General features: G+C 42.6%; 15 protein-coding genes. 8 read left to right on the top strand and 7 right to left on the bottom strand.

Annotated features, from left to right (window positions below; all coding sequences use genetic code 11):
• The first annotated feature begins 222 nt into the window (after positions 1-222).
• From LI091_RS05195 to LI091_RS05160, 8 genes are all read left to right on the top strand, one after another.
• Positions 223-1,398, top strand: a complete 1,176-nt coding sequence (locus tag LI091_RS05195) for a MarR family transcriptional regulator (RefSeq protein ID WP_244783568.1) — start codon at positions 223-225, stop codon at positions 1,396-1,398.
• Positions 1,399-1,400: 2 nt separating this feature from the next.
• Complete coding sequence (locus LI091_RS05190; RefSeq protein WP_005333547.1) at positions 1,401-1,931, top strand: hypothetical protein; 531 nt, start codon at positions 1,401-1,403, stop codon at positions 1,929-1,931.
• A gap of 132 nt (positions 1,932-2,063) precedes the next feature.
• Positions 2,064-2,912: a MerR family transcriptional regulator gene (locus LI091_RS05185; protein WP_117470887.1), complete on the top strand. Its 849-nt coding sequence runs from the start codon at positions 2,064-2,066 to the stop codon at positions 2,910-2,912.
• 328 nt (positions 2,913-3,240) lie between these two features.
• Positions 3,241-3,768: a DUF5697 family protein gene (locus tag LI091_RS05180; RefSeq protein ID WP_117536971.1), complete on the top strand. Its 528-nt coding sequence runs from the start codon at positions 3,241-3,243 to the stop codon at positions 3,766-3,768.
• A 6-nt stretch (positions 3,769-3,774) separates the two neighbouring features.
• On the top strand, positions 3,775-4,476 hold the full coding sequence (locus LI091_RS05175) for a DUF6100 family protein (RefSeq protein ID WP_117536972.1): 702 nt from the start codon (positions 3,775-3,777) through the stop codon (positions 4,474-4,476).
• Positions 4,477-4,585: 109 nt separating this feature from the next.
• Entirely contained in the window at positions 4,586-5,692 is a 1,107-nt protein-coding gene (locus tag LI091_RS05170) for a hypothetical protein (protein WP_227084939.1), read from the top strand.
• The gene (locus LI091_RS05165) at positions 5,682-7,652 is read left to right on the top strand and encodes a VirD4-like conjugal transfer protein, CD1115 family (protein WP_173686147.1); all 1,971 of its coding nucleotides are present in this window, start codon (positions 5,682-5,684) and stop codon (positions 7,650-7,652) included. Before LI091_RS05170 ends, LI091_RS05165 begins: the two co-directional genes overlap by 11 nt.
• 16 nt (positions 7,653-7,668) lie before the next feature.
• A complete protein-coding gene (locus LI091_RS05160; RefSeq protein ID WP_330583512.1) occupies positions 7,669-8,595 on the top strand; it encodes a S1 RNA-binding domain-containing protein in 927 nt (308 codons plus the stop codon).
• Positions 8,596-9,090: 495 nt separating this feature from the next.
• Here LI091_RS05160 and LI091_RS05155 read toward each other — a convergent pair whose 3' ends face one another.
• From LI091_RS05155 to LI091_RS05125, 7 genes are all read right to left on the bottom strand, one after another.
• Entirely contained in the window at positions 9,091-11,172 is a 2,082-nt protein-coding gene (locus tag LI091_RS05155; protein ID WP_265190906.1) for an ABC transporter permease, read from the bottom strand.
• A 30-nt stretch (positions 11,173-11,202) separates the two neighbouring features.
• A complete protein-coding gene (locus LI091_RS05150; RefSeq protein WP_265190905.1) occupies positions 11,203-11,553 on the bottom strand; it encodes a hypothetical protein in 351 nt (116 codons plus the stop codon).
• Complete coding sequence (locus LI091_RS05145) at positions 11,553-12,224, bottom strand: ABC transporter ATP-binding protein (RefSeq protein ID WP_265190904.1); 672 nt, start codon at positions 12,222-12,224, stop codon at positions 11,553-11,555. The genes LI091_RS05150 and LI091_RS05145 overlap by 1 nt, the downstream gene beginning before the upstream one ends.
• 95 nt (positions 12,225-12,319) lie before the next feature.
• The gene (locus LI091_RS05140) at positions 12,320-13,573 is read right to left on the bottom strand and encodes a sensor histidine kinase (protein ID WP_005333534.1); all 1,254 of its coding nucleotides are present in this window, start codon (positions 13,571-13,573) and stop codon (positions 12,320-12,322) included.
• Entirely contained in the window at positions 13,546-14,220 is a 675-nt protein-coding gene (locus LI091_RS05135) for a response regulator transcription factor (protein ID WP_005333533.1), read from the bottom strand. The genes LI091_RS05140 and LI091_RS05135 overlap by 28 nt, the downstream gene beginning before the upstream one ends.
• Positions 14,221-14,445: 225 nt before the next feature.
• Positions 14,446-14,829, bottom strand: a complete 384-nt coding sequence (locus tag LI091_RS05130) for a hypothetical protein (protein ID WP_226850873.1) — start codon at positions 14,827-14,829, stop codon at positions 14,446-14,448.
• Positions 14,830-14,884: 55 nt separating this feature from the next.
• Positions 14,885-15,118, bottom strand: a complete 234-nt coding sequence (locus LI091_RS05125; protein WP_005333531.1) for an LPXTG cell wall anchor domain-containing protein — start codon at positions 15,116-15,118, stop codon at positions 14,885-14,887.
• Positions 15,119-15,151 lie beyond the last annotated feature (33 nt).

Below are 15,151 nucleotides of genomic sequence, written 5' to 3'. Positions count from 1 at the left end.
ATAGTTTACATGCAACAGCCAGAAATTTCGATACACCCTCTTATTGGACGCTTACTTTTTAACCAGTTAAGAGCAACATAGCCACATAATCTAAATTTTAAAAATGCAATAAAAATGCAATGAGTGACACGACTACTTGCTATACTTCCATCGGCTTCTTCTTGATACCAACACTATGAAAAGTCCGATTACAATTAAATATACTTTGAAAGGAAGATCACCATGAATTACAAATTAGAACTCAAACAAATCGTGGAATTTCCACGCTGTCGCATTTACCGTGACTTCATACAAACTTTAATCACTACCAAGAGCATCCGAACTACCGGGGGCTCTTTTCTTTTTTATTATCTGGTATTATGCTCCTATGCAAATTACCGCACATCCTACCGCAGGATGGAACACATTACCTATACCATTGGTCCGGGAGAGTGGATCTGCACAGTCACAGATCTTCAGGAATGGTTTCGCTGCCGTTTCCAACATCAAGTGTTGTCCATCCTTCGATTTTTTGAAGAGCAGAATTACATTACCTACTCTCTTCTCGGCAAAAACCGCCTGGTCAAATTCAAAATATCAGACTGGCCCAAAGACAATACTGTATTGGAATACAACTATCCCTGTAAAAAAGATACAGGGTTTTTCTTTTTCCCGATTGCCAAAGTTCACGAACTAATTGGCATTGGAAAATGCTCGGAAATGGATGTTCTTCTGGATCTGTGGATTCATGCAGTTTACAACGATTCCTCTGTCCTGGGATCTGATTCCGGTCCCATTGTCTATTACCGGGATAATACCGGAAATCCCCTTACCAGCTTTAATGAACTGGGTGAAAGGTGGAGTCTGTCAAAGGCATCGGTATCACGACTCTTGAAGAAACTGGAGGAAAAAGAATACATTACACTTATCTCATTTACAGGAAAACACGGAAGCGTAATTTATCTCAACAATTACCTGTCCGTGATGTTTAATATCAGCGACGTTATGATTGACAAGGAGGAGATCGCTATGAAGATGCAATTACCAATCCATGTACCTGAAGAAATCACTATTGAGGATTCTGCTTCTGTTAGCGTTTCAGAAACTGTCACAGACTCACAAATCACCGTTACAAAAAATGATTCCTGCGTTCCAGATTCACACATGAAATTTATCGTGCAAAAAGTCGCAGAACTATTGGATTCACAAGGGATTCCATGTTGCCACTGCTCCAAAACCCGCTATATATTATCTCCATTATCAGCCTGCAAAGATATATTTAATACATTTACTCTAAATATTATCTGTCCCTACGGAAATGCCGCTTATCGGTTTGAGTTGTCCGTAAGTCCGGGGGATGAGTCTGCCCAAAAGATGCCTGCCGTGGCAGAGCCTTCTGCACTGAAAGGGGGGGAATAGACATGGCAAACCGCAATACACAGGGATTTCCTTCACCCGAAGAAGATCCACGTTTTCACGACACCTATCAGTTTTTACGCAGATACCGGGATGCAACCTACAGCCTGAAGGTAGTCGTACACCAGATGGAGCACCAGTTTAAGCTCCAATACGACAATGACATCGACAAATTTCTGGACTCCATCTATGCTGCCGGGGCTGATCTTACCGGAAGCGACATCGAACAACGGGCAAAAAGTATTGCCAGAAGCAACCAGATGCTGAAGCTTTTGGAATCATCCATCGATCTCCTCCGGAACAATCACAAGCATGGGGAACAGTATTACTGGATTCTCTACTACGCTTTTCTCTCTCCACAGGAAATGAAAAATACAGATGAGATATTGGATAAGCTGGCTCACCACATCACCAATATTTCCTACCGCACCTATTACCGGAAACGCAGGGCTGCGATTGAAGCACTCAGTACCATCCTTTGGGGATTTACTGCAAAAGAGACATTGGATACGCTCAACAAGTTCTTTCCAGAGTAATACATATCGCCTATCTTCTCGGCTTTTCGTAATATCATAAAAATGTTATACTAAAAAATGCAAAATATATATTGACTCTCACGGAACGTCATAGCGTACAGTTATCTTATCAGGAACAGGAGGTCAGCAACTATGAGGACAGTCAAAGAAATATCAGGACTTACAGGTATCAGCGTTCGCACGCTTCACTATTACGATGAAATCGGGCTTTTAAAACCAACACAAAAAAGTGATGCGGGATACCGGCTTTATGACGATAGGGCATTGGAAATATTACAGCAGATTCTGTTTTTCCGTGAGTTTGACATTCCTTTGAAAGAAATCAAAGCTGTTCTGGAGAATCCTGCTCTTGAAAGGAACCAGATCTTGCAAATGCAGAGAAAAATGTTGGTAGCAAAGAAAGAACGTATGGAACATCTGATTGCCAGCATTGATGATATCCTGAAAGGAGAGAATAAAATGGATTTTGCGATTTTTAGTAAAACGGAAGTTGAAGAAATGTTCCAAACTATGTTTGAACATATGCCTGACAATATGAAAGAACTTGCTGTAAAAGAGTTTGGAAGCATTGAAGAATGGAAAAAGCATTATATTAAAACAGTTTCATCAGAAGAAATGCAGAAAGGCTATGCTAAAGTTGTTGAGTGGTATGGAGGAAAAGAGCAATTCCTGTCTGTTGCCAACAATCCTATTAGCAAAGAGGCTGCAGAAAGTTACAACCAACAATTTGACAATCTTTTATACAAATTAGCAGCTAAAAAAGTATGTTCACCAGATTCTTCTGAAGTAAGAGAACTTGTTTCCGAATACGGTTTTCTTATGAAACAACTTTCACAGATAAAGAAAGAACACGGTCTGATGGTTGCACAGGCTCAATATTACCGTAATGAAAAAATCAAACCTATGATAGATGAAAAATACGGCAATGGTACAGCCGAATTCTTCGCACAAGCTTTCGAAGCATTTTATAAAGACAAGTAATCATTAGAACTACACAAAAGCACAACAATACACCATGCAGGGAATCAAAATGGTTTCCTGCTTTTTTTATGCCAACCAGTGAAAATGGCACAGAAATGACCTGCTTCTGCGATTGAAGCGTAAAATTACCCATGCTACAATAGGTATTGCTTATAGTTTTCCTTATTTCCAGCACCCATAGATGGTGCTTTTTTTGTACCTGTAAATTCAATCGCTGACAGCAGGTTCTATGTACTTTGTACGTACACTATACCTACAATACCAAACGTATTCTGTACGTACAGCCATACGTATAAAGTTTCCTATTATATATAGAAGGGAGTCAATCATGAAAACAAGGAACGAAATCTATCAAGGAGAGGGAGCCAAGCTCTTACGGTTCATTACCACTTACCATACTCTGAAGTATGACCAGGTTTTACAACTTTTCTCCCGACATGAGCAGTCTATCAAGTCATTGGTTACCAGCCTCATCAAACAAGGGCGCATCATTTACGATAAAGAGCATGACCTTCTTTGTGACAGCCAGCAGTCTGCTGAGAATCCTGACTATGCTATAATTACATGCTTTTGGGTACTGCTGGATTTTAAGAAAGGTATTGTATACCACACCAGTGGCGAATTTCCAATCAAGCTCAATTTCTTTTCGCAAGATGAACAATACGAAATCATCTATATCGGTGAAGAACAGGAGGCTCTGATCAATCATGTGATGGAAAGTATCCCATCAAATGGTTCCAAACGCCTGATTGTCTTAGAATCCGAAAGCCAGGCTGCCAAAATCACCATTGATGATGTAGCCGCTTACTGCCTTGTAAATGAATCCGGTGCTGTCAGTTACTACATGAGAAAGTAGGTTATTATGACGCAAAATACACCAACCATTTACCAGCGGCTTGAAAAACTGGAAGGGGAGCTGCAAAAACTGACGAATACCGTTTACGCTCTGAAGGTCACTGATATCCAGAATTATGATAAAAATTTTGAGGAACTGAGCGTCAGTGCTGCTCTTCGGGCGGAGCGGATTGCCTGCCAGATGCGTAACCTTGTCTGTCCGGCTCTCTCCCCAAATCAAGCAGTTTATCTTCCCAAAGCGGCAGATGCACAGGGAATGCGGATTGCAGAACAGCAGGGGATTCTCACCATTACGCTTCCCGGACTGCTTCCGAAACGAAGAGTCCACACAAACACTGCATTTCTCCATGAACCGCTTAATTATATGCTTCGGGAGTATGTAAAACAAAATGCCCTGCCCCTCTATCGTGACTGCGTGATATGTTTCAGTCAAATATATGACAGGGAACTTCCTCAAAGACGTATCCGGGATTATGACAATCTGGAGTTTAAACAGATTCTGGATACACTTTGTACTTATGTTCTGACAGATGACAGCGGCTTTTTCTGTGATTCCTACTACACGACACAGCTTGGCTTAAAGGACTGTACACTAGTATCGGTTATGGAAAAAGCTGACTTTCCGAAATGGCTGCAGAACCAGAAAAATCATCACGAAAGCATGTCGGAAAATCTCCTGACTTCTCAGGCAGAAATCCGACATCGGTAAGAACCACCGCAGGGAACTTTGTTTTCTTGCTTTTTTTATCTCCAAACCACCAGAGATTTACCCAAGTATAGGCTTGCATGGGTAAGAACTGAATTGAGGTGATGCTTATTTGATAAGACCTGACACTACGAAATACCGCTTACTGGAAATGATAGGGATGTGCGGGGAATTTCCCGCAGACCAGCTAAACAGACTCATCCCAAGTGCCTCCTATGCGGAAAAACTCATTACGGATTTGAAGGCGGAACACCTCATCCGTACCCACTACCGGGATGCTCTCAGAGGCTACCGTCTTACAAAAGCTGCGAAAGAAATGCTGTTATCTGTCTCGCCGTTACGCTTCCAGTGCTATCTGACCGGCAATACCGAGACGAACCTCATCCGAAGTGAAGTATCCCGACGTATCCGCTTACATCAGAAAGCCGAAACGTATCTGACACTCCTTCATGCCGGGATTCCCTTTTATCCGGATGTAAAACCTGACATCTTCTGTAATCACCGCGAAGCTGGTTCCATCGGTATGCGAAGCCTTCCTCTTTTTTACGCTTCCAGAGAAATTAAGGAATTGGGCCCGGAGACCACGAAGATTAGGAACTCCCGCAGCATGGGCATCCTGATGGCACCGCAATGTGTCTATGTCCTTTACAACACGGGAAACGGAGTCCTGAAATGGGAATATCGAACGGAAGTCCGCTTAAACGCCTTCCTGCAGCATTACCTGCAAGGCTACCCTTACAACGGACATCCACAGATCCGGGCAATCATGACCGGAACCGACATGGAAATGGCTTTCCGGCTGTTTACCAGTACCGGAGGCTACAAAAAGAGCCTGTTTATGCTGGACACCTCCTTCGAGCATTTCCATTACCTTCCCAATACTCCGGAAGGGGAAGTGCTTTTAAAACTGCTGGTTCACCCTGAGATCATGGAAAAGCTGGACAACCTCCTGCTGTCCGATCTGGGCTGCCGCAGCGATTCAATTCCACTGGAACATGATGCCACGGATGCTTCCGGGAACCCCATCCTTCTTGCTTATGATTTTGACATGCAGCGAATCAACCGGTTCAATACCGGCTTAAATGTATACGGCAGATCCGGGAACCTGATCTGTTTCGATTTTCAGATTCCGGTCCTGAAAAAATACTTATCTGCCACAATCCATTTCTCCAGTATTGACCTTTGCAAATTCAAAAGGGGGTTTTTACATGAACCGTAAATGGTGGAAGCTCATTTATATGCTTCCGATTACCTTCTGCACCCTCTATGCAGGAGGCTATGTTGCTCAATTTATCCGCAACTATCAGACCTGGGAATCTGCCGGCAATTTTGCCGGAAACGGAACTGCCCCGCAGATCCCCTCCCCGAACCCGCTCGCCTGTCTGGATGCCCTGACTGCTTTCCCGTACAATCTGTATGGGATTTTTCTATGTCTGGCAGCTTTTGGACTCCTGACCTTCCTTCTCATGCGTATGGGATTTGACCGAAACGGGGAAATAACAGACCGGGACCGGAACCTGAATTATTCCACAAAGGGAACCTATGGGACTTCCGGTTTTATGACTTTGGAGGAAATGCATCAGGTACTGGAGCTTACGAATGATGTCAAGAAACACAAGGGAACCATTCTTGGAAAACTGAACGGAAAAGCCGTTTGTCTCCCGAAGGATACCCGCATGAACCGGAATATTGCCGTTTACGGTGCCAGCGGTTCCATGAAAAGCCGGGCCTTTGCACGCAACATGATCTTCCAGTGTGTTGCCCGCGGGGAAAGCCTCATCATCACCGATCCAAAATCGGAATTGTACGAAAGTACAGCCACTTACCTTGAGAATGCCGGATATATCGTGAAATCCTTTAATCTTGTAAACCCGGAAAACTCGGATAGCTGGAATTGTCTGGGTGAAATTAGCGGACAGGAAACCATGGCACAGGTATTTGCTGATGTCATCATCCAGAATACCGGTTCTGCCAAAGGCGATCACTTCTGGGACAATGCCGAGATGAACTTATTAAAAGCTCTGATTCTCTATGTGGATCAGGGATTCCCACCGGAGGCAAAGAATATCGGACAGGTATACAAACTCCTGACCATGAGTTCGGAAAAAGAACTGAACAGCCTCTTTGACCTGCTTCCGGTCTCCCATCCGGCAAAAGTCCCCTACTGCATCTATAAACAGGCAAGTGACACGGTACGTTCCGGCGTCATCATCGGACTCGGTTCCAGACTTCAGGTGTTCCAGAATAAGCTAATCCGCCAGATCACTTCCTATGATGAGATCAACCTGACGCTGCCGGGAAAAGAAAAATGTGCATACTTCTGCATCACTTCGGATCAGGACAGCACTTTTGATTTTCTTTCTTCCCTGTTTATGACCTTCGTATTTATCAAACTGGTCCGTTATGCAGACACCTATGGGGAAGATGGAAAACTGCCGATTCCGGTACATATCCTGGCTGATGAGCTGGCGAATACGGGAGCAATCCTATCGCTCAACAAAAAGATTTCCGTAATCCGAAGTCGAAACCTCAGTATTTCCTGCATTTTCCAGAACCTGCCTCAGATGCAGAACCGGTATCCCTTAAACCAATGGCAGGAAATCATCGGGAACTGCGACACTCAGCTATTTTTAGGCTGTACGGATGAGGTAACTGCTACATTTATCTCTAACCGCTCCGGTGATGTGACCGTTGGTGTCAGCAGCGAAGCCAAACAATTAAATAGCTGGAGAGTATCCGATTATACACCGGAATACCGCCAGACCAGATCCATCGGGAAACGAAAGCTCTTAACTCCGGATGAGATCCTGCGCCTGCCTCTGGATACCGCACTGATTATCCTGCGTGGCCAGAAAGTACTGCAGGTAGAAAAATACGATTACACCCTGCACCCGGATGCCCAAAAACTCATTCCCCGGAAGGCTTCCGAGCATATTCCGGAATGGAGAAAAGGAGCATGTAGTGAAGAATATACGTACACTCCGACTATTCCTGCTTCCCGCCCGAAGAGAACTGCTTCTTATGGAAAGCAGAAAAAGAAAAAAACTGAACCGATTTTTGACCAGCAAAGCGTTTATCAGGAACCTGACTATCACGATTTCCCGGATGACTTCTCAGCAGATGACTATCCGTATCACACAGACATGGTTCCTTTAGATAAAGATTCTATCATGTCATAATTTGAAAGGAGACACTATGATGCCAAACGAAACAACCAACACACCTATTTTAACTCTGGATTCCGATACAAAGCTGGAAACAGCCCAGTCCATTTCAGACCTTACCTGGCATGAGATCCAGAATGCCTACCGTACCCGCCGGATCTTAACCGGAATGCTTGGCGGTATCGAGAAAACAGAAAACGGCAGCCTCATTGCCGTGGTTTACTACAAGGATTTCCGTACTGTCATCCCGGTAACTGAGATGATGATCCATCTCATGCAGGATGAAGCACACGATTATGGGGAGCTTGCCCTGCGGCAGAACAAAATCCTCAACAATATGCTTGGATGTGAGATTGATTTTCTGATCAAGGGATTAGATCCGAAGACACGCAGCATTGTCGCCAGCCGGAAAGAAGCGATGCTGAAGAAACGCCAGATCTTCTATCTGGATAAAGATGCTTCCGGAATGCCGAAAGTTTATGAAGACCGTATCGTGCAGGCAAGAGTCATTGCCGTTGCGGAAAAGGTAGTCCGGGCAGAAATTTTCGGTGTGGAAACCTCCATTCTTGCCAGAGACCTGTCCTTCGACTGGATGGGTGATGCCAGAGAACGCTTCCAGGTAGGCGATCACATCCTGGTACGCATCCTGGATGTGCGGGCAGACTCACCGGAGCAGGTCATTGTCCACGCAGATGTCAAAAGTGTGGAAGGCAACACCAGCAAGGAAAACATGAAAAAATGTAAGATTCAGGGAAAATACGCCGGAACTGTGGAAGACATCCATAAAGGCACCGTCTTTGTCCGGCTCTCCATCGGTGTCAATGCCATTGCCCACTCCTGCTATGACAACCGGACAGTCGGGAAAAAGGATCAGGTATCCTTTGTGGTGACGCATATTGATGAAGAGCGTAATGTTGCCCTCGGCATCATCACCCGCATCATCAAGCAGACCATATAAGGCTTCCACCTTATTTTTAAATAGCTTTTTTTCATATACAGCACCAATTAGTCCAGCAAATACACACGATACAGCTACATAAGGTGACAGAATAAAGTATTTTTCAGACCATTACCTTATTGTACTGAAAACGGTAACGTGTTATACTGATTCGGTATTACTGAACTGGAAAGACGGATGCATTTCGATCTTGCCCTCTAGTAACAAAGGAGGGTGATGCCCATGAATACAATGGAAGTATTGACTTTACTATTGGTAATTTTTGCGGCTTTGACTTATATAGATCGACATAATAAGAAATAGCATCCACGACCCTAGGAAAGTTTTGGATGCTATGTCTTATACATAGAATATAAAATTTAACTGAGGGCATCAGATTTTGCATCTGAATACCTTTCTTGAGTTCATTATACACTGGGGGCTTTGAGAAATCAAGTCCCCCTTTTTATTACGACATTGATTAGTACCTGCATTAAACATCAGAAATTTATATTCTTACTCACTGAAACGAATTCTCTCTATCAATGAATCTTTCCTTACTGACTTTGCAATGAATATTGCCAATAACATCTGTATCACAAACAATGTTAAAATTATAATAATAGCTGCTGTTACCGGATAATGGTATGTGCTGATATCAAACATTCCTGTACGCTTTGCATATAAAAACAACGGATATCCTGCAAGACTTCCCACTCCGATACTGATAATAAGAGTGCCTACTGTATAGAATATACCTTCCAACTGGAGCATCTTCATCAACTGACGGTCCGACATTCCGATTGCCTGCATCATGCCAAGCTCCTTTTTTCGCACATGGACACTATTGATCATTGTGTTAATCAAGTTCATAATGCTGATTGCTGCCAGAATGATGATAAATGCATAACATGCACCTCTAGTCATCTGTATGGCATTTTCCCATGTATCGTACTCATTCTTCCAGGTACGCATCTGCAGTCTGCCTGATCCATCCACAATAGCCTGTAGAGATGCTTCCAGTGCCTCATCATAATCCTTATCTGCAATCACCTGAAAATAGCTGGAAGAATTATTTATGGTAAGTTTCTCTGCCCCTTCTTTTGCCATGATAAGACAGTTATAGTTTGTCAGACCTCTTCCATATTCACCAATTGCTGCCACTTCAATCTCTTTTTGAAAGGTATTATCTCCATCATGAATATTGAGTTTCAGCTTATCTCCCACTTTAATATCTGGATACCAGTGAAGTAGCGCGCGGTCCAGAATCACTTTATCCCCGGATTTCAATTCCTCGTATGTGACATTGCCTTCAGTGATTCCTTTTTTCAGCTCTTCTGCGTATTCTTCCGGCACTCCATTGATAAATTCGGTTCCAATTTTTTCTTCAAAAGGTCCTCCTGATACCTTCAACGCGGTAAACACATCTACCCGCTCAACACCGTCAAGCTCCTCTATCTGCTGCTTTAGTCCTTCATTTAATGGATTATTCTTTTGAACCTCCGCCCATTCATATTCAGGATGCTCTTTATTCCCGGATTCCACAATTGGAGAAATCTCATATTGCCCCACAATCGAACTCTTTGCACTTTCCATCGGATTTGCACAAGACAGCACCGTTGCTACCATCATGACAAATATTCCGGTAACGGCCATAGATACAATCGTGATAGTACTCTTCTTTTTATTCTCTGCAAGATTTCTCTTGGTCAGTCGTCCGATATTCAGAAATTGATATCCCTTCCTGCTGCTTTTCTGTCGCTTACTGCCTCCCTGGTAACGCATAGCTTCTATTTCTGATACCTTCGCCGCCATACGCATAGGCTTCATCAGTGACAGATACACTGTACACAGAGTCACTGCAATTGCCAACAGATAAATCCACCAATAATAAAGTTGGACTTCTCCTTTAGCTACAACCTTGTATGCCTCTGTTATAAGTACGTTTGAATCCTTTGCATGTTCTACAAACTGGAGAAGTACAACTTTCACAGCAACTGTTCCGATCAAAAGTCCTATCGGAATGGCAAACAACGCCACTCCCATTCCCTCTCTTAGTACGATTTGTCTAAGCTGCCGTTTCGTAGCCCCGATTGCCTTTAACTTTCCAAATTCCCGAACCCTCTGGTTCATAGATACATAATAAACACTATAAATTGTGATAATGCCCGCCAATACAACAATAAGCATGATTCCTACAATCACCGGAATTGTAGCCGGATCCACATAATTTGCTGCAAGATACTCTTTATTAATATTCATGTCATCCTCGGAAATCCCGAACTGTCTGGCAATATTCTGTATCGTCTCTGTATAATCTGCAGTCGTATTTCCTTTCTGTCCATTCACCTGAAGTAAAAACCGATATTTCACCTGTTCTACCGGTATCTCCGCTTTCAGAAAGGCCTCTGAAACCAATGATGTATATTGTTTTTGTTCTTTGCTGCTCTCATTATCTGCTAAAAAACCACAGATTCGAAAGTCTTTCTCCTTCGTATAATCCAGTCCGTCATCTTTCAGAATCTGATAAGGTACTGTGATAGTGTCACCGATTTTCCCATTCTGTCCTAATGCTTCCAGTATTCCTTTTGAAACCACAATATCATTTTCTTTCTGCGGAAGTTGCCCCTATTTCAGCTTCACTTTATAAAGTTCCATCCCTGTTCTGTCCATATACATCATGGAAACCGTCGCATCTTCCAGATTCATGTACCCCGCATCGCTGCGGAGTCCGTAAGTTTTCACATCATGATGTGCCGCCAGTTTCATAACTGTACTCTCGTCCACGTTCCGATAAAGGGCATGCCATGTTGGATAAATCTTATTGATTACCGCAAAGTTCACTTCCACCATATCTTTTCCGATTGATGGGATTACGAACAGCAGTAATGTTGTCAGGATAATGGCAATTCCAATCAGTATGTTTTTGCTCTTATAATGCCGCATATTGCAATATGCAACTCTGGTCGTCATCTTCATTATCTTCTCACCGCCTTGCCATCTTCAATGATAATCATTTCATCCGCCATCTGGGCAATCGTTTCATCATGGGTAATCATGATAAGCGTCTGCCCGAAATCCGACACGCAGCTTTTCAATAGGCTCATAACCTCTAGCTCAGTCTGGGAATCAAGGTTTCCAGTCGGCTCATCCGCCAAAATTATCGCCGATCTTGTCACCAATGCCCTGGCTATCGCAGTTCTCTGTTTCTGTCCACCAGACAAAGCAGACGGCATCGCATCTTTCTTATCCTGCAGTCCGATTTTTTTGAGAATATCTTCCACTTCCCGCGGCTTTACCTTGCGATTATCAAGTCCCAGCGGAAGAACGATATTCTCCCACACATTCAGCGATGGAATCAGATTAAAATCCTGAAAGATAAATCCTATCTTCTTTCTTCGAAACTGTGCCAGTTTATCATCTTTTCGAGAATAGATATCGGTTCCATCAATCCATACTTTGCCGGAATCCGGTCTGTCAAGCCCTCCAATCAGATGCAGAAGTGTAGATTTTCCGGAGCCGGAACGTCCTACGATAGCTGTAAACTTGCCTCTCTCTATCTGTAAACTTGTATGATCCACGGCTCTCACCTGATTCTCGCCTTCTCCATAATACTTTACTAGATCTTCTACTTTTAAAATACTACTCATATCTTCAAGTCCCCTTTCCATTTCATACCCCTACTATAACATTCCTGCATTACAAAACCCTTACAACAACCATAACAGTTTTGTAAGGGTTCCGACTATTCTCCTATTATGAGCGGCAGTGTCACTTTAAATATCATACCTTTCTCAGCCTTTCTTTTGGCTGCTATTGTCCCCCCCTGTTCTTCTATGATCTTTCTGGCAAGATACAGACCGACACCCGCTCCGTCTTTTACCTGTTCCTTTGCTTTCCTTCCCCGGTAAAATCTCTGATAGATCTTATGCAGTTCCTCCGCAGGAATGCCCATTCCTTCATCTTCTACTTCAATAAGCACATTGCTTGCTAGCTCCTGCGTCCTCACTGTAATCGTTGTATGTTCCGGTGAATATTTGACTGCATTCTCAAGGATATTCGTTAATGCTTCTACCGTCCATTTTGAATCATGGTTCACAACTATATCATCATCCATCTCCACCTGAATGGAAATATCTTTTCCTCTTGCCTTCATATAAATCTGACTGACAGCCTCTGTTAGCGTTTTCTTCAGGCTTTCATGAAGCGAATGTATCTGGATCATATGTGTTTCCAGCCTTGAAAGATTTACCAGTTCATTCAAGAGCTGTTCCAGTTTGGTAAGTTCCTGTGATTCCTGCTCCAGAAACTCCCTCTGTTCTTCTCCTGTAACCCGATTTTCTGCCACCAGCTCATGACTCATCCGGAGTGATGCAAGCGGAGTCTTCAACTGATGGGAAATATCTGTAATCAGACTCTTCGTACCATTTTCTTCCTGCTCCAGACGTTCCTTCAAATCTTCGAAATATTGCCCCAGCTCCTTTACAGATTCCCACACCTTTAACCATTGTTCCGATTCTGATGTTTCTTCAGGATATGTTTGGAATTTTCCTTTTCTGAATTCCTGCAGACATTCATATAATTGCTGTAATTGTTCCTCATCACCGTATCTGCTCCAGTTTTTTCTTCGGTCCAGGTACAAGAACAGGCTACATACTATGACTCCCACTAGTAATCCAATTCCCCAGATAATCCTTATAACCACATCTGAAGATCCACTCCCTGAGTGATAACCATAAGTTTCTTCCAGCATCTGTACGACTCTTTCTATCTTCTGATCGTCCCGGTCTCTTATAAAATCTACTGTTCCTGACTTTTCCCAGATTGCAACTATTTCCCCTTCCAGTTCAGGATGTTCTGCAAGGAGCAGTGCTATCTGCGTTGCTTTCGCATTTTCCTCATACTTTGTTATCAGATACATTCCTACTGTAAAAAATACTGCAAAGATTACATATACGATAAAATACCGTTTTAATTTTTGTTTACCTTTCCGGTCCATATATATCCCAGTCCTCTCACATTCGCTATCTCTTCTGTTCCAAGTTTATTCTTCAGTCTGCTTATATTGACAGTAACCGTATTATCATCGACAAATTGACCGTCTATATCCCATACATGCTCCAGGATACTTTCTTTTGAAACAATCTGTCCTGCATTCTCCCAGAGATACAGCAACAGAGAGAATTCTTTCTTACTTAAAGTAACTGGTTCATCCCCTTTATACACCTGCATCGTTTTCATATGCACCGTAATCTCTCCGGAAGACATAATCTGTGCCTGTACCTTAGAAAGCCGTCTCATCAATGCGTTCACCTTCGACACCAAAGCCATCAGTGAAAATGGTTTGGTAATATAATCATCTGCCCCTGTATCATAACCATTTACAATATCTATTTCCTGATCCAAAGCCGTAAGATAGATAAGATATGTATCTCCACCTGCACGTACCATCCTTCCAAAATCCAGTCCTGTACCATCCGGCAATGTAATATCGCTGATAACAAGAGCATAATCTCCTTTTTGAAATGCTTCTTTTGCTTCCTTTATTGTATAAACCTGACGAACCTCATACCCTTCCCGTGAAAGTAACAGGGCAATTCCCCGATTTAGATTCAAGTCATCCTCCAGTAATAATATTTTCTGCATCAAATACTCCACCTCTATTTGTAATAACCTGTTCTTTTATCATATCAGTCCTATCTTTTGTCTACAATAAAAATAAAATTAACATACATACTTTTCCTTCATATGTTCAAGGATTTCACCGGATACTGCTTCAAAAATCGATCAATCCATTTCTGATTGCTTCTCTGTAACATCCGAAGTCTGGATAAAAGCTGTAGACAACTGCAGCTCTATGTTACTAAAGTCCTATCCATCAATACAGGAGTTATAGAATGCCGTGAAGATACCGTCAAATTCCATTTCAATAATATGTAGGCTGTCCATTGTGTGCTCCAGATAAGTCAGTGTTCCTCTATCCAAATCTATACTCGGCTTTCCTAGTGAGTTTGCTATTACATCTGGATTTGTAATTCCAAACATCTCCTTTATATCCGGCATAAGATAATCCACGATATCCGGCAGCCTTTTCTCATACGCCTGTGCCAGTTCAACTGCATGCTTCTCATAATCGGAATGTATACTGTCACAGACAAATTCAATCCCGTTTATTTCCATCTTATAGTAATCATTATTCTCATCATAGACAAACGCTGTACCCTTACTTTTTTTATTTTTTTCCAAAATCCCCATGATATATCTACACTTTCCCGGTTCTTCCGCCATACACAGTCTAAAAAACTGTAACTTAATGCTTACGTTTGTAAAAAATAACTCCTGCCAAAATCAATAAAATAATTCCAACTACAATCATAAAAATAAAATTATCACCATTTAACTTCCCTGCTATGAAAATAGAAGTCGGGCCATCCGCACCACCAATAACAGAAACGGCTGTGTTTTCTTTCTGCTTCAGTACAATGCCAATGACTGCCAATACAATTCCTAAAATTCCGGCTATGATTCCCAATCGCTTTTTCATTGCTACCACCTCAAATCATTTTTATCTGCTCAA

The sequence above is a fragment of the Blautia sp. MSK20_18 genome, assembly GCF_020553125.1.
Classification (GTDB): domain Bacteria; phylum Bacillota; class Clostridia; order Lachnospirales; family Lachnospiraceae; genus Blautia_A; species Blautia_A fusiformis.
This window is presented reverse-complemented; position numbering and strand designations above follow the sequence as displayed.